The sequence below is a fragment of the Spirillospora sp. CA-142024 genome (genome assembly GCF_050942325.1).
Taxonomy (GTDB): domain Bacteria; phylum Actinomycetota; class Actinomycetes; order Streptosporangiales; family Streptosporangiaceae; genus Spirillospora.
This window is the reverse complement of record NZ_CP192077.1, coordinates 1,328,682-1,351,424: the sequence shown is the minus strand read 5'-3', so window position 1 is coordinate 1,351,424 and position 22,743 is coordinate 1,328,682. Positions and strand designations below refer to the sequence as shown.

Below are 22,743 nucleotides of genomic sequence, written 5' to 3'. Positions count from 1 at the left end.
CGACTCGCGCCCAAACCGAAAACCTCCCCACGGACCCCGAGACTGGCGGCCTCCAAACAAACGGAGCACCTGGAACTCTGTGTCGCAGCAGCGAGACTCGTACAAGTAGCGTCGCTTACCTCGAAAGGTGACCCCTATGGCTCAGCACCTGCTCCTGGCCTGGCGAGGCCGGGACTTCCCGGACAGACGCATCTTCTTCAGCCTCATGCAGGATGACGGGGTCTGGGGGGAGCAGGCGCAGCTTCCTGGAGCCTTGACCGGCGCGTACCCGCTCGTTTCGCGGATCTTCGACGGCTACAACGTCCTCACCTTCAAGGGCGAAGTCCCGTCAGAGAAAAGGGTGTTCCGCTCAAATGTCTACGGCTACAACAGCTTCGGTGCACCGTTCGAGGTAGCGAACATCCGGTCCCAGTGGGGTCTGTCGCTGGCCGCTCCACCCCGTCTTAGCTCGTCCACCACCTCCATGGGGGCGTGGGTGGGTGAGGGTGGCCAGATCTGGTATGCGACGGACTCGATGCATGCGAGACCTGAGGCGATCCCCGGAGCCACCTCCAATCACCCGCCCATGCTCTTGAACCACCGGGAAGTCATCTACCTGTTCTGGCGAGGTAGGGACAACCAGCACTTTTACTGGTCCTCGCTCGGGGCCAACGGCTGGGGATCGCCGATCGGGCTCACCGATCGGATCAGCAGCGACGTGCCCGCAGTGACGTCGTTCGGCAACTGGCTGGTCATGGCCTGGGTCGGCGGAGGAACCGACAGCACGTTGTACTACAGCGTCCAGAACGCCGCCGGTTGGTCGGCGCAGAGAGCGACGCCGTTCAAGAGTGCGTGGCGACCGACACTGGCAGAGTTCAACGGCAAGCTCTACATGGCGTGGAAAGGAGAGAACGATCCCGCCATTCACTGGAGCTTCACCACTGACGGAACCCGCTGGTCTCCTGAGCAAACCGTGCCTGGAGCCGGGACCTACTCCGCCCCGTCGATGGCAGCCTACCGTTGACGCTGGACGCCATCGGTGGCTGCGCCGTTACCTCGGCAACCACCAAGGCTTACAGCGAGACGCGGACAAGCCACCACTGCGGCCCGCGATCGCGGTCCGGTGGGACTGGCCGGAAGGCGCCTCCACCATCGAGTGACCCTTAACAGACCGTGACCACTTCTCTCGGAAGCTGAGCCAGATCCGATTCTCACGGTCGCAGCCAGATGTCCTTCGTTCGTTCGCCAAGGTCGTCGGGCCCGGCGCTCAAACGCCGGAGTTGGCCCCTGATGTCCTGAAGTTGAGTGATGAGCGCATCGGCTGGCAACTGCAGCGCGTTGACTCCCGGTTGATCCAGACCAAGACGGACGGCTCTACCGACGTCCTACCGCTCCCCTCCCTTTGCACCACCGCGGTGAGGCTGCGCCAGGAGCAGCAGACGGCCGAGCGTGAGGCGGCCGGCGACGACTGGCACAAGAGCGCTCTCGTCTTCACGACCAGGACGGGGGCGTGCGGTCGAGCCGCGCAACGTCAACCGGGCCTTCGAGTCGCGGCGTGCTGCTGCCGGGGTCGAGGTCATCCGAGTGCACGACACACGGCACACGTGCGGCAAGCTGCTGGCGGCGCTGGACGTCCATCCTCGGGTGGCGATGCAGATCCTCCGGCATAGCAAGATCAGCCTCACCATGGAGATCTACACCGAGGTTCCGACCGAGCAGACCAGAGCGGCGCTCAAGCTGCTCGGGGATCATCTGCGGCAGGTCGGCGACGACAGCGGCGAGGCGCCCGTATAGCTGTACTTCGCTGCTGTACTCGCAAGCAAAAAGGCCTCTTCCTTGATCGGAAGGGGCCTTTGACGTGGGAGCCGGCGAGGGGACTTGAACCCCTAACCTTCTGTTTACAAGCAAGATCAACACCGTCCAGAGGTGTCCCCACATGCCTCCTGACCAGCGCCGCAACCTCCCGCACGTCCCCACCCGTCCAACCCCATCCGACCCCGTTGTTAGCACCGCCGTTAGCACCCACACCCGTCCCGGAGGGTGCGCCCGCGCGAACGACGAGACGCTGTGACAGACAGCTTCGCGCGGGCGTGCCCTCCGGCCCGCGGGGGGCTGGGGGTCGCGAGACCCCCGCTTCGTGCTCGCTAAGCCGTCCCTTTGCTGATGTGTCCTGGCCGTATGCGGCGGTGTTGGGTTCGTTGTTTTGCATCGTGTGCGGGCGCTCCGCGGGAATGATGTCGACTATGAGCGGTGGGCGAGTGGCTTTGCTCGTGACGGGTGTCGTGGTGGCTGCCTTGGCGGTGTTGCTGCTGGTGTTGCGTTGGGATGAGGCAAGCCGGCTAGCGACGGCCGTTCAGGCGTTGACGGGGGTCGCCGCGGTGGGGGTGGCTGTGTGGGCTGCATGGCCGGTGGTTGCAGTGTCTGGGAGTGTGCGGGTGACCCGGACCGGAAAGGCCGCCGCGACGGGTCCTGCAGGTCGGGCGAACACGGGTTTCTCCGGAAGGGGTGGTTCGGTTCCGGAGAACCTGCGGGTGAAAAGGACGGGCGATGCGGAGGGCGGAGATGCCAACTCCGGGGTCGAGTCGGGCTGACCGGAGGCTTGGGGGCGTGCGGTGAGGGCCGGTGGTTTGTGGGAGGGGGATGTTCGCCGGTCGGGGAGCGCGTCTGGTGGTGATCATTCCAATGTCAACACCGGCATCCAGATCGTGACGAGTCCGGTTCGTGGCCCTGTGCGTTCGGCGTATCTGCGGCAGGTGGCGCAGATCTTTTCGGGCGAGTTGAAGGACCGCGAGCGGGAGCGGTCGGAGTTGGCGGAGTTTTGCACGCGCGCCGATGGTCCGGCGTATGTGTGGTGGCAGGCTCCGGCGTGGTCGGGGAAGTCGGCGTTGACGGCGTCGTTTGTGCAGGATCCGCCGCCTGGGGTGCGGGTGGTGTGCTTCTTCATCACTGCTCGGTGGGCGGGACAGAGTGATCGGGCGGCGTTCTTGGAAGCGGTGTTAGGGCAGTTGGCCGAGATGGTCGGGCAGTCGCTGCCCGATGTGCTGACCGAGTCCAACCGTCAGCAGTGGTTTTGGCAACTGCTGGAGGAGGCGGCCGAAGCCTGCGCGGCCGAGGGGCATCGTCTGGTCCTGGTGGTGGATGGATTGGACGAGGATCGCGGGGTGACACGGGGACCAGAGGCGCACAGCATCGCGGCGCTGCTTCCGGGTCGGCTGCCGCACGGGGCGCGGGTGGTGGTGGCAGGCCGCCCCAACCCTCCAGTGCCGACCGATGTTCCTGACTGGCACCCGCTGCGGGATGAGCGGATCGTTCGGCGACTGGAGCCCTCGCGGTGGGCCGTGGCGATGCGTGATGCCGCTGAACGTGAACTGGCCGGTCTGCTGGATGGTGGTGGGCTGGGCCGTGTACTGCTCGGACTGCTGGTGGTGGCCGGAGGTGGCCTGTCGAGCCGGGATCTGGCCGAGATGACAGGTGAGCCGGTGCGTGAGGTGGAGCGGGTTTTACATGCGGTGACCGGGCGTTCCTTCACCGGCCGGGCCCCGCAATGGGGCGCGCTGGAACAGCGGCTGTTCGTGCTGGCACACGAGGAACTGGTGCACTCGGTCAAAGACGCTTTACGGGATGCTGAGGTGGCCGAACACCGACAGATAATTCACGCCTGGGCGGACACCTACCGGGACCAGGGCTGGCCGGCCGAAACACCGGAGTATCTGCTGCGCGGCTATCTATCGATGTTGCATGCGGCCGGTGATCTGACACGGATGCGGGCGTTGACCACCGATCGGGCCCGGCTGGATCGGATGTTGGATGTCAGCGGCGGAGACTCCGCGGCCATGGCCGACATCACCACCGTCCAAGAGTGGATCCGCGACCAGCCACACCCGGACCTGACCGCCAGCCTCCACCTGGCTTTCACCCGCCAACACCTCATCCGCCGCAACAGCAACATTCCCACCAACCTGCCCGCCGCTTGGGCGATGCTGGGCAACCCTAACCGCGCCCAAGCCCTCGTTTTTTCCATCACCGACCCCGATCATCAGGCGCAGGCGTTGACCAGTCTGGTTGGGGCGCTCGTCCAGGCCGGGGAGCTGGAGCAAGCTCGCCAGATCGCCATCGACGCCGACCACACCGCCCGCTCCATCACCGACGCCCGCCATCAGGCGCAGGCGCTGACCAGTCTGGTTGGGCCGCTCGTCCAGGCCGGGGAGCTGGAGCAAGCTCGCCAGATCGCCATCGACGCCGACCACACCGCCCGCTCCATCACCGACGCCCGCCATCAGACGGAGGCGCTGACCAGTCTGGTTGGGCCGCTCGTCCAGGCCGGGGAGCTGGAGCAAGCTCGCCAGATCGCCATCGACGCCGACCACACCGCCCGCTCCATCACCGACGCCCGCCATCAGACGGAGGCGCTGACCAGTCTGGTTGGGCCGCTCGTCCAGGCCGGGGAGCTGGAGCAAGCTCGCCAGATCGCCATCGACGCCGACCACACCGCCCGCTCCATCACCGACGCCCGCCATCAGGCGCAGGCGCTGACCAGTCTGGTTGGGCCGCTCGTCCAGGCCGGGGAGCTGGAGCAAGCTCGCCAGATCGCCATCGACGCCGACCACACCGCCCGCTCCATCACCGACGCCCGCCATCAGACGGAGGCGCTGACCAGTCTGGTTGGGCCGCTCGTCCAGGCCGGGGAGCTGGAGCAAGCTCGCCAGATCGCCATCGACGCCGACCACACCGCCCGCTCCATCACCGACGCCCGCCATCAGGCGCAGGCGCTGACCAGTCTGGTTGGGCCGCTCGCCCAGGCCGGGGAGCTGGAGCAAGCCGACCACACCGCCCGCTCCATCACCAACCCCCGCCATCAGACGGAGGCGCTGACCAGTCTGGTTGGGGCGCTCGTCCAGGCTGGGGAGTTGGAGCAAGCTCGCCAGATCGCCATCGACGCCGACCACACCGCCCGCTCCATCACCGACGCCCGCCATCAGGCGCAGGCGCTGACCAGTCTGGTTGGGGCGTTCGCCCAGGCCGGGGAGTTGGAGCGAGCCGAATACACTGCCCGCTCCATCACCGACGCCCGCCATCAGGCGCAGGCGCTGACCAGTCTGGTTGGGGCGCTCGTCCAGGCTGGGGAGTTGGAGCAGGCTCGCCAGATCGCTACCGACGCCGACCACACTGCCCGCTCCATCACCAACCCCGATCTTCAGGCGCGGGCGTTGACCAGCCTGGTGGAGGCGCTCGTCCAGGCCGGGGAGCTGGAGCGAGCCGACCACACCGCCCGCTCCATCACCAACCCCGATCTTCAGGCGCGGATGCTGACCAGCCTGGTTGGGGCGCTCGTCCAGGCTGGGGAGTTGGAGCAGGCTCGCCAGATCGCCACCGACGCCGACCACACTGCCCGCTCCATCACCGACCCCCGCCATCAGGCGCAGGCGCTGACCAGTCTGGTTGGGGCGCTCGTACAGGCTGGGGAGTTGGAGCAGGCTCGCCAGATCGCCACCGACGCCGACCACACTGCCCGCTCCATCACCGACGCCCGCCATCAGGCGCAGGCGCTGACCAGTCTGGTTGGGGCGCTCGTACAGGCTGGGGAGTTGGAGCAGGCTCGCCAGATCGCCACCGACGCCGAATACACCGCCCGCTCCATCACCGACCCCCGCCAGCGGGTGTGGGCGTTGACCAGTTTGGTTGGGGCGCTCGTCCAGGCCGGGGAGCTGGAGCGAGCCGACCACACCGCCCGCTCCATCACCGACCCCGATCTTCAGGCGTGGGCGTTGACCGGTTTGGTTGGGGCGTTCGTCCAGGCTGGGGACTTGGAGCAGGCTCGCCAGATCACCCGCTCCATCACCGACCCCCATCGGCAGGCGGGGGCGTTGACCAGTTTGGTTGGGGCGCTCGTCCAGGCTGGGGAGTTGGAGCAAGCTCGCCAGATCGCCACCGACGCCGACCACACCGCCCGCTCCATCACCAACCCCCGCCATCAGGCGGAGGCGCTGACCAGTCTGGTGAGAGCGCTCGTCCAGGCCGGGGAGCTGGAGCGAGCCGACCACACCGCCCGCTCCATCACCGACCCCTATCAGCAGGCGCAGGCCCTAGAAGGTCTCTTTGCTCAATCCCCGGCGGATAGGTGTCAGCGAATCCTCGCGGCTGTGCTAATCACTACGGAGCCAATTGCGCTGCTAAGGGGCGCGGCCATGGTTGTTCCCCAGGCTGTGATCGGGAACATTCAGTACGTTCATGAGTGGTGATCCCTTCGAGCCGGGCGGCCGGGGCGGGTCGGCCCGGAGAGGCCGCATGCCCGGCCCGGACCGCCCGGCGGCGGCCGCGTAGCGGGCGCCCTTGAAGACGTAGAGAAAGTTCTCATCCGCCAGGAGGTTGCACACAGGAGGTTGCACAAGGAGGTTGCACACAGGCGGGTGCCCTGTGTGTGGGCGGGTGCCCTGTGTCCTGTCCCGGGACAGGACACTCCCGCGTGCGGCGCTGCCCGGCAACAGGCCTGTCCGGCAGGTCTTGTGGCCGCCCTGCCGGTCCTCTCGACAGCTGTGACTTGCGCCGCATCTTGTGACTTGGCTCGAAACTTCACTTGCCGATCGAGGTCTGAGCCAAACGATCTTAAGTGCACAGTCCCAAACGGGACCCGCTTCCTCCGCACTGCGGAGATGCGGACATACGAAAGAAGGATGAGAACATGGCAGCGACTGACGGACAGTCCACCGGCAGCGGCAGTGAGGGCGAGGCGTGCCCGCTCGACCTGCCGGAGAACGGCAGCGGTGAGGCCATCACGGTCGACACCAACCCCCGTGGGGGGACGTCGGGCCTGAGCGTGGGCGACATCAGCGCCATGACGGGAAACCGCGACAAGGAGTAACCAACTCCTGATACGGCAGCACAGGACTGGCTGAGCCATCCTGTAAAGCCTTGAACAGCTACATGGGCCCCTGGCGGTACGGCTTGATGCCGTCCCGCCAGGGGTTCTTCTTTTCGGTGCACGTCCTGGCCGATATCGATTGACAACCCCGCAATCCTGGCTCCCAGGAGAAGATCGTCCAGTAGTGCGGGTGTTGTGGTCGTGGCCGTGGGTGAGGGTCTGGGGTGGTAGAACGCTCGGTTATGGGTGAGGAGCGGCTGCGGGAGATCGGTCGGGAGCTTAGGCGGCTGCGTACTGCGGCGGGGTTGTCCGGTGTTGGCCTGGCTTCGCGGGCTGGAGTGCCTCAGCCGACGGTGTCTCGGGTGGAGACCGGGCGGCGGGTTTCTGATCCGGATGTGGTGGCGCGGTTGTTCCGGGCTCTGGAGTTGGGGCCTGATGAGGTCGAGCGGCTCGCCGGGCTCGTGCGTGAGGCGTACGCGGAGACGACTCCCCGTCGTAGTGATGCCGGGGTGTCGTTCCGGGCCGGGGCGGGTGTGGAGCTGGCGTGTGGGGCTCGGTCGGTGCGGGCCTTTGAGGCGATGCTCATCCCGCGGCTGTTGTGGACGGCGGAGTATGCGGCCGCTGCGGGGGCCGGCGCCTCGGCGGGGCCCTCGTTGGAGGGTGAGGAGCGGCGGTTCTCGTTCGTGGTGAGTGAGGCTGCGCTGCGGACGTGGCCGGGGTCGGGTGAGTGCATGGCGGGGCAGTTGGCGCATCTCTTGGCGGTGTCGGGGCTGGAGGGTGTTCGGCTGGGGGTTGTGCCTCAGGAGATCGCGCCTCGTGTGCCCTTGCACGGGTTCACGGTGTACGACGATGCGGCCGTGACCGTGGAGACCTTCACGCGTGAGATGACCTTGACCAACGCCGATGAGGTGCGGGCGTACGTGGAGATCTTCGAGGGGTTCGAGCGGGCGGCGGTGTTCGGGGATTCCGCGCGGGCGCTTGTGGAGGACGCTGCGCGTGATCTGCGGGAGACTCTAGGCTTTATTCACTGAGTGTATTGAATAGCCCCCTAGATCTGTCATACGCTGCGTCTCCCTTGGGGTGTGTAGCCCCCTAGACGCGCGGATGGTGATCGACGTGGAACGCTTGTCCCGTCTGTTCGCGGGCCGACGCGAATCGATCAGCGACGCTCGGGCCTTCACCCGGGCGTTCGTGGTCGACCGCAGCCCGGATGACCTGGTCGACACGGTGGAACTGGTCGTCAGCGAACTCTGCACGAACGCCGTTGAGCACACGGCGAGTGGCGAGGAGGGCGGCCAGTTCGTTCTTGAACTGGCAGTCCACAGCGAGCATGTTCGGGTGGGCGTCGTCGACTTCGGCGCGCACACTGAGCCGACCGTCAACGATGAACCGTTCGGCGTCGATGCCGTGTCGGGTCGTGGCCTGCTCATCGTGGAGACGGTGTCCAAGGCTTGGGGAAGCGAGCGGCTCCGGGTCGGGCGGCGAGTCTGGGCGGACATCGTCGGCGCGTCCATGTGAGCGGGCCTCCGATCCCCCGACGGCGGCGACGCCTGCGCGTTGTCAGCTCCTCAACCGGCCATGAGCTTCCCGGCGTAGTGTCTAGGGTCCTAGACTCCCTGGTGAAGGCTGGAGGAGGTGTCATGCCAGGCGAGTTGGAGCGCATCGCGCAGATCGACGACCCTTACGAGCTGCTGCGTGCTGCGACCGAACGCCTGGCGGAGGCACAGCAGGAGGTCACCGAACTGGCGCGGCTGCGGCGGCGGCTGATTCAGGATCTGCACGCGCAGGGGATGTCTTACGCGCAGATCGCGCAGGCTGCGGGCCTGAGCCGCGGGCGCATTCATCAGATCCGGCACACAGGGCCGGCACCTGAGGGCGCGTTCCTCGGCTCCGGTGAGGTGACCGTGGTGACTCCCCTGCGGCCCGACCCTGCCAGCGACCGGACGTACGTTGCGCTGGACGACCTTCGGACCGGGCAGCGGCTCGAAGATCTGGCCCGGACGTTTGACCTGTCGGTGGCCTCCGACCATGTGGCGCTTGATGGGGGGATCGATCTGAACCGGGCCGGGTTGCTGGTGATCTGCGGACCCCGGATGTCGCCGGCAATGCAGGAGGCGTACGACAAGGATCCCGTCATCGAGTGGGAGCGGGATGACGCCGGTTGGCTGCTGCGCGACAAACGGACCGGGGACGAGATCCGGTCCGGGCAGGAGGACGACCCGCCTCGTTCATATGACGTGGGGTACCTGGGGCGTCTGCCTCGGCCGGACGGCAACGGCAGCTTCATCGCCATCGCGGGTATCCACCCTGAGGGGTCGCTGGGTGTCGTGCATCTGCTGACGACCGACATCGGCAGCCTGTGGGGGCAGGTCGGCAACGGGCGGTTCTCGGTCGTGGTCGGTACTGAGTACGCCTCCGATACCCATGAGCCGGTCCGCACGGAGTTGCTCACGCCGATCTACCGGCATGACGAGGCGTCGGCCTGACGGAGGACGAATGCGGGTGCTGATCGCCAGCGAACCGGGACGTCCCGACCGGGACAACGAGGACTTCGCGGCGGCGGCACCGGGCCTGCTGCTGGTCGTCGACGGGGCGGGTAGCCCGGCGGGATTGGAGTCGGGGTGTGTGCACTCGGTCGCCTGGTACGCGCTCAACCTCGGCGGGCTGCTCCTGGCCGCTGCCACGGACAAGCGCCTCGGCCTGGGCGAGGCGCTCGCGGTGAGCATCGAGCGCGTCAACGCGATGCACGCGGCGACCTGCGACCTTCGGCATCCCGGATCACCTTCGGCGACTGTGGCTCTTGCGCGTGTGCATGACGAGCGGCTGGAACACCTGGTGCTCTCGGACTCTGTTCTCGTCCTCGACCGGCCGGACCAGGGGCCGGCGGTCATCACCGATGGCCGGCTGGCTGAGGTGGTCGCGCGGCTGGACGAGCCGGACCGCCCCTCCCCCGTCGACTCCGACGAGCACGCGCGATTCCTGCGGAGTCGAGTCGAGCAACTCGCCTCGTACCGCAATCGGCCTGGCGGCTTCTGGGTGGCGAGCACTAAACCGGAAGCGGCGAGTGAGGCACTGACCGGGTCGACACCGCTCGTGGACCTGGACGCGGTCGCGCTGCTGAGTGACGGTGCCAGTCGGCTGGCCGACCGCTTCGCCCTGATGACCTGGCCTGACCTGCTCGCGATCCTCCGCAAGGGCGGTCCGGATGAGCTGATCGCACGGACGCGTGAGGCCGAGTCGACCGACCCGGACGGAGCCCGCTGGCCGCGCGGCAAGGCTTCCGATGACGCCACCGCCGTCTACTGGGCCGTCCAGGATTAGATCTTTCGAGATCTGTGCACCCCCCTAGACAGTTGGCGCAACATCGCTTACCTTGATTGTGTACCCCCCTAGACAGTCTGCTCTCGGAATGGGCTGGACCGCAGTGTCTAGGGGGGTGGACGACAGGAAGGTTCTTCATGCGCAACATTCCAGTGGACGTGTCGGCCATGACGTTCGTGTGCGTCTCCCCGCCGCGTCCCAAGCTCGTCAACCAGGACACGGGCGAGGTCAAGACCGACCGCAACGGCCAGACCGTGTTCACCGTCGGCCTGTCGGCCGCCGACGCGATGGGGCGGGTTGACCTGCTCAACGTCGCGGTGACCGGCGACCAGACGGTGACGATCGGGGAGGTCGTCACGCCGGTAGGGCTGGTGGCGTTCCCGTGGGAGGCGGTTCTTGGCGGTGAGAAGCGGTGGGGTGTGGCGTTCCGTGCCGAACGCATCGCGCCCGTCTCGGTCGCTTCGGCGTCGGGGTCGTCGGACTCGTCCGCTGCGGCGGGCGTGGCCTGATCGGCGGCCCGGTCATGACTGACCTGCTGGTGGTGCTCGGGGTCCTGGCCGCTGCGGCGGCCGGGCTCTGGGCCTGGCGCCGGTACCACCCGGTGTCGTTCTGGTACGCCGTGGGGTTCCCGGCGCGGGCGGTGCTGGTGTATCTGAGCTGGCATCACGTCGCGGCGGGCTGCAAGCTGACCCGGCAGCGGCGGCGGTTCCGGCTCACCCTCGACGCCGTCCCGGTCCTGGGCCCGGCGTCTCGCTCGGCGGCCACGGTGGTGGAGCACAAGCGGCGGGTGCGGCGGGTCGACGTCGAACGCTCCCCCCGCCTCGGCCTGCTCCGTCCGACCCGGCTTGGGTGGCGGATGCGGCTGCGGCTGCACGACGGGCAAGTCCCGGCCGACTACGAGAAGGCGGCCGAGGGGATCGCGCACGCCTGGCGGGTGCACTCGGTGCGGGTGGTTGACGTCCGGCCCGGCTACGTGACTCTGTGGGCGACCATGCGTGACCCGCTGGTGGACGTGGTCACCGAACCCGAAACCGGCGAACTGCTCACAGTGCGGCCCGGGAAGCTGGAGAACGGGCACGACTGGTTGATCGACTTCCGCACGGTGCCGCACTGGCTCAACGCCGGGGCGACACAGTCCGGCAAGTCCAACCTCGCCAACGCCCTCATCAAGGGCCTGGCTCCGCAACCGGTCGCCCTGGTCGGCTTCGACCTCAAGGGCGGGGTGGAGTTCACCCCCTACGCCCCTCGGCTGTCGGCGCTGGCCACCACCCGCAAAGAGTCCGTCGACCTGTTGGCCGATCTGGTCGGCGAGGTCGAGAACCGCATGGCGACCTGCCGCGCGCACGGGGCCCGCAACGTCTGGACGCTCCCGGAGGACCTGCGACCGGTGCCGGTCGTCGTCCTGGTGGACGAGGTCGCCGAACTGTTCCTGATGGCGGACAAGTCCGAGAAGGAGGAGGTGTCCAAGACCGCTACCGCGCTGCTGCGGGTGGCACAGCTCGGCCGCGCGTTCGCCGTGTACCTGATCGTCTGCGGGCAACGGATCGGCTCCGACCTCGGCCCCGGTGTCACCGCCCTGCGCGCGCAACTGTCGGGGCGGGTGTGCCATCGGGTCAACGATCCGGAGACAGCGAACATGACCCTCGGCGACCTGGACCCGGCCGCCCTGGACGCAGCGCGCGCCATCCCCGCCGAGACTCCCGGCGTGTGCGTGGTCGCCGGGCAGGACGGAACGTGGCACCGCGCCCGGTCGGTGTTCGTCTCCGAGCACTCGGCCGAGCAGGCGGCCCGTGACTTCTCCTACCTGACCCCGGACTGGGATGCGCTGATCGGCTCCGTCCCGGCCGTCAACCCGGCCGCATAACCGGCCGCTCCCCTCCCCTCCTTCGTTCGCTTGCGGCTCGGCGTGAGCCCCGATCACGCCACGTCCCTACCCGACCCATGCCGAAAACGCCCCTGTGGAGGCTCCCCGATGATGATCGTCCTGCGTCACCGTCCCCGTCCTCTCCCCTTCCCGTCCTCGTCCTGGTCCTCGTCCTCGTCCTCGGTCGTCCTGCCGCAGGCGATCGGCTGGGGCGGGCTGCGGGAACTGCACGTGGCGATCTGCAAGGGATGCGTCCGCTCGTTCGCCTCATCGGATGCGGCCGAGGTTGACGGCTGGGCAGACGCGCACAACTGCGGCGAACATGGCGCGCGGCCGGACGAGATCCCTGGGCGGGCGGCGTGACAAGGCGCCTGGTCGGTGCGGTCGCCGACTCGGGGCCGGTCGTCGTCCTGGCCGGGATCGCGGCGGCGGGGTCGTTCACCCACATCCGCGACACCGCCACCGAACACGGCCAACGCGGGTGGATGGCCTGGGCCATCGCGGTGTGCATCGACCTGACCTGCGTGATGGCTGCTGGCGAGCGTCAGCGGGACAAGCGCACCGGCCGCCAGACCGGGCGGTTGTCGTGGCCGACCGTGGTCCTGGTCGGCGGCGTCCTGCTGTCGCTGGCCGCCAACCTCGCCCAGGCCGACCCCTCGGTCTGGGGCTGGATCACCGCCGGCACCCCCGCGGGCGCGTTCCTGGTCGCGGTCTCCATGCTGGAACGCCGCAAAGCCGGCACCCGCACGACGGCTCGTGCCTCGACCGTCCCGGCGTCCTTCGGCCGCCCGGACCCGTCCTCGTCCTCATCGCCGTGGGTGGCGTGGGAGGACGACCGTCCCACCGTCGCCGCCCCCGTCCCGGCCGTCCAGCCCGACCAGGACGACACCAGCCGGGGCGAGGACGAGCGGGACGGACAGACCACCATCCCCGTCCCGGCCGACCAGACCGCCGCGCCCTCCTCGTCCCCATCCCCGATTCCGGCGGCCGTGTCCTCGGAGGCTTCCCCTTCGGGGTCGGCGGGGCCGCTGGTCGACTTCGCGCGCCGCGTCGCCACCGAACACGAGACCAAGCACGGACAGCCGATCACCCGGGACGCACTACGCGCCCGGCTCGGCGTGTCCAACCAGCTCGCCTCTGACCTGCTCCGCCAGATCCGCACCGAAACCGCGCCCGTCTCCTAACCCGCCTGGAGGGAATCCGCCATGACCACCCACGCCAACCCCACCGACCTGACCGGCCCGGCCGCTGCGGCGCCGGTGGTGCCCGGTGACCTGTTCGCCCGGCACCAGACCATTGCGGGCCTGCGCCCTGGCCGATTTCCTGGAGGCCAACCCGGCCGTGCCGGTCAACGAGTACGGCGAGACCTTCCACATGTTCACCCGCACCGGGGACGACGCTTCAGCGGCGGCGCTGGTCGACCAGGTCGCCGACCTCCTGGGCGTCACGGTCATCGACGACCGTCCCGACGGCGGGCACTACATCGCCGAAAAGACCTTCGGCCGCGCCAGCTACCGGATCGTGCACATCCCCGAACGGCAGAAGCGCGACCACCAGGCCCGCGCCAGCTACCGGGACAACATCGTCCTCGGCAGCGACCAGGCCACCCGCGATGACCAGCACGGGCACCTGATCAACGGGCGGGTGGTCTCCTGATGCGCCTTGTCCCCCACGCGCGAACGCTGCCCGTCCGGCTCGTCCTGGGCTGGGTGTGCGGAACCTGCGGCGGGGGCGGCGTCGCCTCCGACGGGTCCACCTGCGCCGACTGCAACGGCCACGGCCACACCTGACAGGGAGGCACCGATGTTTCTGCGTCGCTGCGCCTTCGGCTGCTTCTGGCTCGTCCTGGGCCTGTTCGCCGTCCGCCATCCCGAACACGCCGCCGCTGCCGTCCGCGCCATCGCCCACGGCCTGGCCCTCGTCGCCGACGGGCTCGCCCGGTTCACCTCGGCGTTCTGAGTTCGCCCGGCGTGGCCGCCGTCGCCGGCAAGCAGTGCGGCCACACCGGGCCCATCCCCCCACCCATCCCTCAGACAGACAGGAGACCCGTACATCGTGCCCGATCCCGCCCCGGCCCCGCACATCACCGGTGTAGCCGCGCGTGACATGGCCGCCCGCTACAACCGGGCCGACTTCCGGGCCTGGGCGCGCCGCGCGCACTCCACCGGCGGCTGTGCCCAACCGGTCCACCTGCGCGGCCGCGTCACCCACCTCGACCCCCAGACCGGCGAAATCCTGCACCACTACTCCACCGCGCGTGAGCCAGGCGGGGTGCTGCGGGTGGCGTGCAAGACCCGCCGCGCCTCGCGGTGTCCAGCGTGTGCCGAGACCTACCGCGCCGACACCTACCAACTCGTCCGCGCCGGACTGGTCGGCGGCAAAGGCGTCCCTGCCTCTGTGACCTCGCACCCGGCCGCGTTCGTCACCCTCACCGCGCCCTCGTTTGGCCCGGTCCACACCCGTCGCACCGGCAAGACCGGCGCCGTGGTCGCCTGCCGCCCTCGACGGAACGGCGGGACGTGTCCGCACGGGCGGCCGGTGTCGTGCACCGTCCGGCACTCCGACGGGGACCCTCGGCTCGGGCAGCCGATCTGCGGCGACTGCTTCGACTACGCCGGGGCAGTGCTGTGGAACGCGCACGCACCTGAACTGTGGCGCCGATTCACCATGGCGTTCCGCCGCTACCTCGCACGCTCGGCGGGCCTGCGGGTGTCCGATCTCCGTGAGGTGCTCACGGTGTCGTTCGCCAAGGTCGCCGAATACCAGCGGCGCGGCCTGGTCCACTTCCACGCCGTCATCCGCCTCGACGGACCCAACGGCCCCAACGCCGAACCCCCTGCCTGGGCCACCCTCGACCTCCTCAAGGCCGCCGTCGACCACGCGGCCGGAGCCGTGACCGTGACGAGTCCGGCGGCGGGCGATGTCCCGGCCAAAGACCACGTGTGGGGCTCACAGATCGACGTCCGGCCCATCACCACCAGCGGGGAACTGACCGACAGCGCGGTGGCGGGCTACATCGCCAAATACGCCACCAAGGCCGCTGAGTGCGTCGGCACCCTCGACCGACGCATACGCCCCACCGATGACCTCGCCGACCTACCCATCAGCACCCATGCGCGGCGGCTCATCGCCGAATGCCTCCGCTTGGGTGCCGTGGACGAGTTCGCCGGGCTGCGGCTGGCCGAATGGGCGCACATGCTCGGCTTCCGCGGCCACTTCTCCACCAAATCCCGCCACTACTCGACCACCCTCGGCCGCCTGCGCGCCGACCGCATCGACCACAACCGCCGCCAAGACGACGACGTCACGACCGGTCGCCTGCCCTTCGACGACGACCAGGTCCTCGTCATCGCGCACTGGCGCTACCTCGGCCAAGGCATGACCCCTGGCGAAGCCCTCCTCACCGCCGCCCTTACCGGCAAACCGCTGCCTGCTCTCAGCACCTACGAACGGAGTTCCGCGTGACCAAGCTCCTGCTGACCGTCCCCGAGGCTGCCCAATCGCTGGCCATCTCCCGCAGCAAGCTCTACGAGTTGCTCGCCTCTGGCGCCGTCCGGTCGATCCGCATCGACGGCTCACGCCGCGTCCCGCTCAAGGCCCTGAACGACTACGTCAACGCCCTGATGGAAGAGGCTGCGTGATGACCGACTCCGCCAGCTCCGGCAAGGTGCGAAAGCCGTCCAAGAGCAAGCCCAGGCTCCGCGACGGGGTCATGAAGCGCGGCAAGACCTGGTACTACGTCATCCGCGTGACCGACCCCGAAACGGGCGTCTCCAAGCCGAAGTGGGTCGGCGGTTTCCTCGACGAGGATGCCGCGAAAGAGGCCCGGGACGAGGCACGCGTGAAGGCTCGGCGCGGCGAGTACATCGACCGCAACTCCATCACGGTCGCCGACTACCTAGACGAGTGGCTCGACGCTCACGCCGTCGAGATCAAGCCCAAGACTCTGGCCAACTACCGGTACCTCATCGACCGTCACGTCAAGCCCAACATCGGCGGCCTGCGGCTCCAGGCCGTCCGGCCGGGCCAGCTCACCAAGCTCTACCGCGACCTCGTCACCACCGGCGGGCGCAGCGGCAAGGGGGTGTCTCCCCGGACGGTCGCGCATGTGCACTCGGTGCTTCGGAAGGCGTTCGGCGACGCTGTCCGGGTAGACGAGCTGATCGCGTCCAATCCCACAGAGCGGGCAAAGCGGCCCCGGCTCCATCACGACGAGCCAGGGAAGGTCTGGACGCCCGAGCAGCTCCGGGCCTTCCTCATCTCGGCTGAAGGGCACCGGCTCTCGGCGTTCTTCCGCCTGGCCGCATACACCGGCGCCCGGCGCGGGGAACTGCTCAACCTGCGGTGGCCAGACGTCGACTTCGACGGCTCGACAATCCACATCAAGGGCTCCGTCGCGTTCGTCGCCGGCGAGCGCATCGAGGGGACGACCAAGAGCGGACGGTCCCGCGTCGTGAGCCTCGACCCCGGAACGGTCGACGTCCTCAAGGCACACCGCAAGCGCCAGCTCGCCGACAAGCTCAAAGCGGGCGAGTTCTGGAAGGGCGCGGAAGACGGCCACGTGTTCACCACGGGATGGGGCGGACCAATCCACCCGGACTCGGTCTCGTCCCTTATGGCAACGCTGATCAAGGCGCACAACGGGGCGGACAACGTCGAGCCTCTCCCCCACGCCCGGCTTCACGACCTCCGCCACGTCCACGCCACGACGCTGCTCCTGGCGGGCGTCCCCGTCCACGTGGTGGCCGCGCGGCTCGGCCACGCTGACCCGGCGATCACCCTCCGCGTCTACGCCCACGTGGTCAACGAGCAGCTCGCCGAGGCGGCGACCATCTTTGCCGGCAGGGTGGACGGGGTCGCGTAGACGCTGCTGTTAGCAAACCCGTTAGCAAAAAGGCCTCTTCCTTGATCGGAAGGGGCCTTTGACGTGGGAGCCGGCGAGGGGACTTGAACCCCTAACCTTCTGTTTACAAGACAGATGCTCTGCCAATTGAGCTACGCCGGCGGGCTCGTCCCGCATCGTAGTCGACTTGGGGTGGGGCTCGCTCGGGAGGGTCGGGGGAAGTTTTCCGGGTGGGGTGTCGATCCTCGGGGAGTGCGTTCGTGTAGGGGGTGAGAGGTCGGCGATGGGCCGGCCGGCAGTGGGAGGGATCGGCATGGGGAAGCTGGTTCTGGTCGAGCATCTGTCGCTTGACGGGGTCATGCAGGCTCCGGCGGCGGCGGACGAGGACACGCGGGGCGGGTTCTCGCGCGGTGGGTGGGCCGCCGCGGGGAATGACGAGGTCATGGGCTCCGTGATGGCGAAGGGCATGGCCAGGGACGGGGCGATGCTGTTCGGGCGGTGGACGTACGAGCAGTTCTACGGGTTCTGGCCCAAGCAGGCGGACGGGAACCCGTACACGGACGCGCTCAACCGGGTCACGAAGTATGTGGTGTCGAGGACGTTGCGGGAGCCGCTGCCCTGGGAGAACTCTGTGCTCGTCGGCGATGTGGGGGACGTCGCCGCGGTCAAGGAGCGTACGGGGCTGACGGTGCTCGGGAGTGGGGAGCTCGCGGGCGGGCTGATGCGGCGGGGGCTCGTGGACGAGTGGCTGCTGATGATTCATCCGGTGGTGCTCGGGACGGGACGCAGGCTGTTCGGCGAGGCGCGCGAGGACCTGCGGCTCGTGGACTCGGTGATCACGACGACCGGGGTCGTGATCGCGACGTACCGGAAGAGGGAGGACGCATGAAGCTGTACGCGCTCAACATGATCCAGCCTGTGGGCCACCCCCCGCCGCCGGAGGTGCTGGGGCCGGTGATGGCGGAGCTCGCGGAGATCCGGCGCGATCTGGAGCGGCAGGAGAGCTGGGTGTTCGGGAGGGGCCTGCACGGTCCGGAGGCGAGCACGATGGTGCGGCTGCGGGACGACGAGGTGATCGCGACGGACGGGCCCTGGACGGAGGGCAAGGAGCACATCGGCGGCGTCACGATCATCAAGGTGGAGGATCTGGACGCGGCGTTGAAGGTGGCGGCCAGGTTCGTCCGGGTGACGGGGCTGCCGATGGAGGTGCGGCCGTTCCAGGGCGAGGTGTGATCGAGGAGGTCTTCCGGGCCGAGCACGGGCGGGCCGTGGCCGTTCTGGTCCGCGTCTTCGGTGACGTCGACGTCGCCGAGGAGGCGGTCCAGGACGCGTTCACCGAGGCGGTGCGGCGGTGGCCGGCGGACGGGGCGCCGCCCAGTCCGGCCGGGTGGATCATCACGACGGCGCGGAACAAGGCGATCGACCGGCTGCGGCGGGACGCGGCGCGGCCGGGGAAGCACGCGCAGGCGGTGATGGTGAACGTGGTCGAGGCGGCCGAGGTCCACACCGTGGAGGACGAGCGGCTGCGGCTCGTCTTCACGTGCTGCCATCCGGCGCTGGGGATGCAGGCGCGGGTCGCGTTGACGTTGCGGCTGCTGGGCGGGTTGTCGACGGCGGAGATCGCGCGGGCGTTCCTGGTGCCGGAGGCGACGATGGCGCAGCGGCTGGTGAGGGCGAAGACGAAGATCCGGGACGCGCGGATTCCGTACCGGGTGCCGGAGGCCGCCGATCTGCCCGGGCGGCTTTCCGGCGTGCTTGCGGTCATCTATCTGGTGTTCAACCAGGGGTACGGCGGGCGTCCGGAATTGGGAGCCGAGGCGATCAGGCTGGGGCGGGTTCTCCGGGAGTTGATGCCGGACGAGCCCGAGGTGCTAGGGCTGCTGGCGCTGATGCTGCTCATCGAATCGCGCAGGGACGCCCGGCTTGTCCGAGGTGAGCTGGTTCTGCTCGATGAGCAGGATCGTGGGTTGTGGGATCGGGGGCTTGTCGAGGAGGGGCGGGCGCTCGTCCGGCGGTGTCTGGAGATCGATCGGCCCGGGCCCTATCAGATTCAGGCGGCCATCAACGCGGTGCACAGTGACGCGGGGGACACGCGGTGGGGGCAGATCCTTGAGCTGTACGACCAGTTGATGGTCGTGGCGCCGAGTCCTGTGGTCGCGCTCAACCGGGCGGTGGCGGTGGCCGAGGTCGAGGGGCCGGAGCCCGCGCTGGGCCTGGTGGATCGGCTCGACCTCGGCCGTTACTACCTGTTCCACGCGGTCCGTGCCGATCTGCTGAGGCGGCTGGGGCGGGACGCGAGGGCCGCCGTTGAGTATGAGGAAGCGGTCCGGCTCACCGAGAACGAGGCCGAGAAGGCGTTTCTCCGGCGACGGAGGAGCAGCCTGGACGGGTCACGGCCTCCTGCCAAGGGTTTGGCCGGCGACCAGTGCGCCGAGGGCGATCGTGAAGCCGACCACCTGCCATGAGGTGAGCGTCTGGCCGAGGATGAACAGGCCGGCCAGGGTGGCGACCATCGGGTTGGTGAGGCCGAGCAGGGACACCGACGTCGGGGGCAGCCGGTCGATGCCGCGGAACCACAGCGCGTACGCGATCGCGGTCCCGACGATGCCGAGGTAGCCGAAGCCGAGGACGTTCTCACCGGTCACGGAGGAGGGGACGCCCTCGGTCGCGAGGGTGAGCGGCAGGAGCAGCAGCCCGCCGACCGTGAGCTGCCAGCCCGTCATGACCAGCGGCGATTCGGGACGTCCCCACTTCTTCGCCAGGACGATCGCGGTCGCCATGAGCGAGGTTGCGGTGAGCATGGCGGCGATGCCGAGCGGGTCGAGCCGGGCGTCGGAGCTCAGGGTCAGCAGCGCGACGCCTCCGGTGCCGGCGAGCGCCGAGTACAGGACGGCGCGGGCGGGACGGATCCGCAGGACGCCGAGCGACAGCAGCGCCACGACCAGCGGCTGGACGGACCCGATCGTCGCGGCGACCCCGCCCGGCAGCCGGTAGGCGGCGAAGAAGATCAGCGGGAAGAAGGCACCGAAGTTCAGCAGGCCGAGGACGATCGACTTCCACCACCACTCGCCGCGCGGGAGGCGCCGGGTGACGGCGAGCAGGACGAGCCCGGCGGGCAGGGCGCGCATCGTGGCGGCGAGCAGCGGGCGGCCGTCGGGGAGCAGGGTGGTGGTGACGACGTAGGTGGTGCCCCAACTCGCGGGTGCGAAGGCGGCGAGGGCGAGGTCGGACGCGTGGCGGGTCCGCAGGGCCTGCGGTAGCGCGATGGCGGTCATCCGGGTCACCTCACATTAATAATCTCAACGTTGAGATAACAACATGGCAGATACGCCAACGTCAAGTCTCTGAACGTTGAGATTATTTCCGTTAAGGCAACCCGGCGGTGCCGGCCGGGGGATCAGGAGCGCAGGCGGCTGACCTCGTACAGGGCGATGCCCGCGGCGACCCCGGCGTTGAGCGACTCGGCCTTGCCGGGCATCGGGATCGTGACGAGCATGTCGCAGGTGTCGGCGACGAGCCGTCCGAGCCCCTTGCCCTCCGAGCCCACGACCAGCACGAACGGCCCGGACGCGACCTCCAGGTCGGCGACGGTCACGCCGCCGCGCGCGTCCAGCCCGGCGACGAAGCAGCCCGCCTTCTGGTACGCCTTCAGCTGCCGGGTGAGGTTCGTGGCCTGCGCGACCGGGACGTTCGCGAGCGTCCCGGCGGACGACTTCCAGGCCCCCGCCGTGATCCCCGCCGCGCGCCGCTCCGGGACGACGACGCCGGTCGCGCCGAACGCCGACGCGGACCGGACGATCGCGCCGAGATTGCGCGGGTCGGTGATCCCGTCCACCGCGACGATCAGCGGGGCGGTGCCCTTGAGCAGGTCGTCCGGGTGCGCGTACCGGTACGGCTTGACCTGGAGCGCGATGCCCTGGTGGACGGCGCCGTCGGTCAGCCGGTCGAGCTCGTTCTTGCCCGTCTCCAGCAGCGGGATGCGGCGGTCGGCGGCCAGCTGGATCGACTCGCGCACCCGCTCGTCCGTCCCGGACGTCACGTACAGCGCGGTGCCCGGAACCCCGGCGCGCAGCGCCTCGACGACCGGGTTCCGGCCGGTGACCAGCTCGGGGACCTCACCGGTCGCGCGCCGTGCCCCGGCGGGACGTCCGGGCGCGGGCCGGCCCTCCGACGCGGCCTTGGCGCGTGCGCCCGGCCCCACCGTCGGGGTGCCGGTGCGCTTGGAGTTCTTGACGGCGCGGGCCTTCTGGCGCTTGCCGTGCCAGTGCCGGTCCTCGGCCTTGGGGGTGGGCCCCTTGCCCTTGCGCTTGGCCATTGTCGATTACGCCCCTCGCGACGATTGCGTGCTCGCTCGCCCTCGCGGCTGCCGGGCGGCTCAAGATCTCAGCGGGACGGCGACGAACCCCCGCGAACGTCTGATTTTATCCGCAGCTAGCCGCGCTTCAGTTCCCAGCGCGGGCCCTGCGGGGTGTCCTCGACGACGACGCCGGCGTCCGACAGGGCGTCGCGGATGGCGTCGGCCGCCGCGTAGTCCTTTCGGGCGCGGGCCGCCTGCCGCTGCTCCAGGGCCACGGCCACCAGGGCGTCCAGGACGGGACGGAGATCGTTCTCGCCGGACGAACGCCACTGCGGCGACAGCGGATCGATGCCGAGGACCTCCGCCATCGCCCGGACGGCCGCCAGATGGCCCCGCACCGCGTCATGGTCGCCGGACGCGAGGGCGCTGTTCCCCTCCCGGACGGTCTCGTGCAGCACCGCCAGCGCCTGCGGAACGCCCAGGTCATCGTCCATCGCGGAGGCGAACGCGGCCGGCACAGAGGAAGGCGAACCCGCCCCCACGACCTCCGAGGCGCGCGTAACGAACCCCTCTATCCGCTGGTAGGCGGAGACGGCTTCGGCCAAAGCGGCATCGGTGTAGTCCATGAGCGAGCGGTAGTGCGCCGAGGCCAGGTAGTAGCGGACCTCCACCGGACGGGCCTTGCCCAGCAGATCGGGCAGGAGAACGACGTTCCCGACCGACTTGCTCATCTTCTCGCCGTCAACGGTGAGGAGCCCGTTGTGGAGCCAGTATCGCGCGAACCCGTCACCGGCGGCCCGGGACTGGGCGATCTCGTTCTCGTGGTGGGGGAAGATGAGGTCGACCCCACCGCCGTGGATGTCGAACGTCGATCCCAGGTACTTGGTCGCCATCGCCGAGCACTCCAGGTGCCAGCCCGGACGGCCGTCCCCCCAAGGCGTCTCCCAGGACGGCTCCCCCGGCTTGGCGCCCTTCCAGAGCGCGAAGTCGCGCGGGTCGCGCTTCAGGTTCTCGTTGGGGGTGTCGCCGGCCGACCGCATGTTCTCCAGCCGCTGGTTCGACAGCGCGCCGTACTCGTCCGCCCACGACTTGACGTCGAAGTACACGTCGCCGCCCGTCGCGTACGCGTGCCCCTTCTCGACCAGCCGCCGCATCAGCACGATCATCTCCGGGACGTGCCCGGTGGCGCGCGGCTCGATCGTCGGGGGCAGGCAGCCGAGCAGGTCGTAGCCCTGCGTGAACACGCGCTGGTTGCCCTCGGCGACCGCGAACCACGGCACGTTCTGCTCCGCCGCCACTGCGATGATCTTGTCGTCGATGTCGGTGACGTTGCGCGCGAACGTCACCTCGTAGCCGGACGCGCGCAGCCAGCGCAGCAGCACGTCGTAGATGACGCCCGAGCGGAGATGCCCGATGTGGGGTGATGCCTGCGGAGTCGCACCACACACGTACATCCCCACGCGGCCCTCTTCCAGGGGCTCGAACGCGCGGACGCTACGGGTACCGGTGTCGTAAAGGCGCAAGCTCACAGGCACAGGTTATTGGATCCTCGTCCACCCGCGCGGGCGCATCGCACAGCG

24 protein-coding genes and 1 tRNA gene are annotated in these 22,743 nt (G+C 69.1%); 21 read left to right on the top strand and 4 right to left on the bottom strand.

Annotated features, from left to right (window positions below; all coding sequences use genetic code 11):
- Window positions 1-136 precede the first annotated feature (136 nt).
- The 18 genes from ACQPZP_RS06720 (at window position 137) to ACQPZP_RS06635 (ending at window position 16,887) form a co-directional block, all read left to right on the top strand.
- Window positions 137-1,003: a hypothetical protein gene (locus tag ACQPZP_RS06720; RefSeq protein ID WP_433476766.1), complete on the top strand. Its 867-nt coding sequence runs from the start codon at window positions 137-139 to the stop codon at window positions 1,001-1,003.
- 425 nt (window positions 1,004-1,428) lie between these two features.
- The gene (locus ACQPZP_RS06715) at window positions 1,429-1,773 is read left to right on the top strand and encodes a tyrosine-type recombinase/integrase (protein WP_433476765.1); all 345 of its coding nucleotides are present in this window, start codon (window positions 1,429-1,431) and stop codon (window positions 1,771-1,773) included.
- 959 nt (window positions 1,774-2,732) lie between these two features.
- Window positions 2,733-6,218, top strand: a complete 3,486-nt coding sequence (locus ACQPZP_RS06710; protein ID WP_433476764.1) for a hypothetical protein — start codon at window positions 2,733-2,735, stop codon at window positions 6,216-6,218.
- A gap of 440 nt (window positions 6,219-6,658) precedes the next feature.
- Window positions 6,659-6,838: a hypothetical protein gene (locus ACQPZP_RS06705; protein WP_433476763.1), complete on the top strand. Its 180-nt coding sequence runs from the start codon at window positions 6,659-6,661 to the stop codon at window positions 6,836-6,838.
- Between the two features lie 242 nt (window positions 6,839-7,080).
- Window positions 7,081-7,869, top strand: a complete 789-nt coding sequence (locus ACQPZP_RS06700; protein WP_433476762.1) for a Scr1 family TA system antitoxin-like transcriptional regulator — start codon at window positions 7,081-7,083, stop codon at window positions 7,867-7,869.
- A gap of 73 nt (window positions 7,870-7,942) precedes the next feature.
- Window positions 7,943-8,356 carry an ATP-binding protein gene (locus ACQPZP_RS06695; protein ID WP_433476761.1) on the top strand — a complete coding sequence of 138 codons (414 nt, stop codon included), beginning with the start codon at window positions 7,943-7,945 and terminating at the stop codon, window positions 8,354-8,356.
- 122 nt (window positions 8,357-8,478) lie between these two features.
- Window positions 8,479-9,324: a sigma-70 family RNA polymerase sigma factor gene (locus ACQPZP_RS06690; protein WP_433476760.1), complete on the top strand. Its 846-nt coding sequence runs from the start codon at window positions 8,479-8,481 to the stop codon at window positions 9,322-9,324.
- Window positions 9,325-9,334: 10 nt separating this feature from the next.
- The gene (locus ACQPZP_RS06685) at window positions 9,335-10,159 is read left to right on the top strand and encodes an integrase (RefSeq protein ID WP_433476759.1); all 825 of its coding nucleotides are present in this window, start codon (window positions 9,335-9,337) and stop codon (window positions 10,157-10,159) included.
- Window positions 10,160-10,296: 137 nt separating this feature from the next.
- Complete coding sequence (locus ACQPZP_RS06680; protein ID WP_433476758.1) at window positions 10,297-10,668, top strand: hypothetical protein; 372 nt, start codon at window positions 10,297-10,299, stop codon at window positions 10,666-10,668.
- A gap of 14 nt (window positions 10,669-10,682) precedes the next feature.
- A complete protein-coding gene (locus ACQPZP_RS06675) occupies window positions 10,683-12,023 on the top strand; it encodes an FtsK/SpoIIIE domain-containing protein (RefSeq protein ID WP_433476757.1) in 1,341 nt (446 codons plus the stop codon).
- A 108-nt stretch (window positions 12,024-12,131) separates the two neighbouring features.
- Entirely contained in the window at window positions 12,132-12,386 is a 255-nt protein-coding gene (locus tag ACQPZP_RS06670; protein ID WP_433476756.1) for a hypothetical protein, read from the top strand.
- Window positions 12,383-13,207 (top strand): DUF2637 domain-containing protein, encoded by an 825-nt coding sequence (locus tag ACQPZP_RS06665; protein WP_433476755.1) that lies wholly within the window; start codon window positions 12,383-12,385, stop codon window positions 13,205-13,207. Before ACQPZP_RS06670 ends, ACQPZP_RS06665 begins: the two co-directional genes overlap by 4 nt.
- Before the next feature lie 85 nt (window positions 13,208-13,292).
- The gene (locus tag ACQPZP_RS06660) at window positions 13,293-13,679 is read left to right on the top strand and encodes a hypothetical protein (RefSeq protein WP_433476754.1); all 387 of its coding nucleotides are present in this window, start codon (window positions 13,293-13,295) and stop codon (window positions 13,677-13,679) included.
- Window positions 13,679-13,813: a hypothetical protein gene (locus ACQPZP_RS06655; protein ID WP_433476753.1), complete on the top strand. Its 135-nt coding sequence runs from the start codon at window positions 13,679-13,681 to the stop codon at window positions 13,811-13,813. Before ACQPZP_RS06660 ends, ACQPZP_RS06655 begins: the two co-directional genes overlap by 1 nt.
- A 13-nt stretch (window positions 13,814-13,826) precedes the next feature.
- Window positions 13,827-13,982: a hypothetical protein gene (locus ACQPZP_RS06650; RefSeq protein WP_433476752.1), complete on the top strand. Its 156-nt coding sequence runs from the start codon at window positions 13,827-13,829 to the stop codon at window positions 13,980-13,982.
- 96 nt (window positions 13,983-14,078) lie between these two features.
- On the top strand, window positions 14,079-15,488 hold the full coding sequence (locus ACQPZP_RS06645) for a replication initiator (RefSeq protein WP_433476751.1): 1,410 nt from the start codon (window positions 14,079-14,081) through the stop codon (window positions 15,486-15,488).
- Entirely contained in the window at window positions 15,485-15,664 is a 180-nt protein-coding gene (locus tag ACQPZP_RS06640; RefSeq protein ID WP_433476750.1) for a helix-turn-helix domain-containing protein, read from the top strand. The genes ACQPZP_RS06645 and ACQPZP_RS06640 overlap by 4 nt, the downstream gene beginning before the upstream one ends.
- Window positions 15,664-16,887, top strand: a complete 1,224-nt coding sequence (locus ACQPZP_RS06635; protein WP_433476749.1) for a tyrosine-type recombinase/integrase — start codon at window positions 15,664-15,666, stop codon at window positions 16,885-16,887. Before ACQPZP_RS06640 ends, ACQPZP_RS06635 begins: the two co-directional genes overlap by 1 nt.
- Before the next feature lie 68 nt (window positions 16,888-16,955).
- Here the strand turns inward: ACQPZP_RS06635 and ACQPZP_RS06630 are convergent.
- Window positions 16,956-17,028, bottom strand: a tRNA-Thr gene (locus ACQPZP_RS06630).
- 151 nt (window positions 17,029-17,179) lie between these two features.
- On the opposite strand from ACQPZP_RS06630, the gene ACQPZP_RS06625 reads away from it, so the two are divergent.
- Genes ACQPZP_RS06625 through ACQPZP_RS06615 form a run of 3 tightly spaced genes read left to right on the top strand, consistent with a single transcriptional unit; the run spans window position 17,180 to window position 19,331 of the window.
- Entirely contained in the window at window positions 17,180-17,755 is a 576-nt protein-coding gene (locus ACQPZP_RS06625) for a dihydrofolate reductase family protein (RefSeq protein WP_433476748.1), read from the top strand.
- Entirely contained in the window at window positions 17,752-18,099 is a 348-nt protein-coding gene (locus ACQPZP_RS06620; RefSeq protein WP_433476747.1) for a YciI family protein, read from the top strand. The genes ACQPZP_RS06625 and ACQPZP_RS06620 overlap by 4 nt, the downstream gene beginning before the upstream one ends.
- Window positions 18,096-19,331 carry an RNA polymerase sigma factor gene (locus ACQPZP_RS06615; protein ID WP_433476746.1) on the top strand — a complete coding sequence of 412 codons (1,236 nt, stop codon included), beginning with the start codon at window positions 18,096-18,098 and terminating at the stop codon, window positions 19,329-19,331. Before ACQPZP_RS06620 ends, ACQPZP_RS06615 begins: the two co-directional genes overlap by 4 nt.
- On the opposite strand, the gene ACQPZP_RS06610 is transcribed toward ACQPZP_RS06615, so the two are convergent.
- The 3 genes from ACQPZP_RS06610 to cysS all read right to left on the bottom strand — a co-directional run bounded on the left by ACQPZP_RS06610 (window position 19,257) and on the right by cysS (window position 22,692).
- A complete protein-coding gene (locus ACQPZP_RS06610; RefSeq protein WP_433476745.1) occupies window positions 19,257-20,141 on the bottom strand; it encodes an EamA family transporter in 885 nt (294 codons plus the stop codon). The genes ACQPZP_RS06615 and ACQPZP_RS06610 overlap by 75 nt on opposite strands.
- Before the next feature lie 122 nt (window positions 20,142-20,263).
- Window positions 20,264-21,181 carry a 23S rRNA (guanosine(2251)-2'-O)-methyltransferase RlmB gene (gene rlmB / locus ACQPZP_RS06605; protein WP_433476744.1) on the bottom strand — a complete coding sequence of 306 codons (918 nt, stop codon included), beginning with the start codon at window positions 21,179-21,181 and terminating at the stop codon, window positions 20,264-20,266.
- Between the two features lie 116 nt (window positions 21,182-21,297).
- Window positions 21,298-22,692, bottom strand: coding sequence for a cysteine--tRNA ligase (gene cysS / locus ACQPZP_RS06600; protein WP_433476743.1), 1,395 nt, complete (start codon window positions 22,690-22,692; stop codon window positions 21,298-21,300).
- Window positions 22,693-22,743 lie beyond the last annotated feature (51 nt).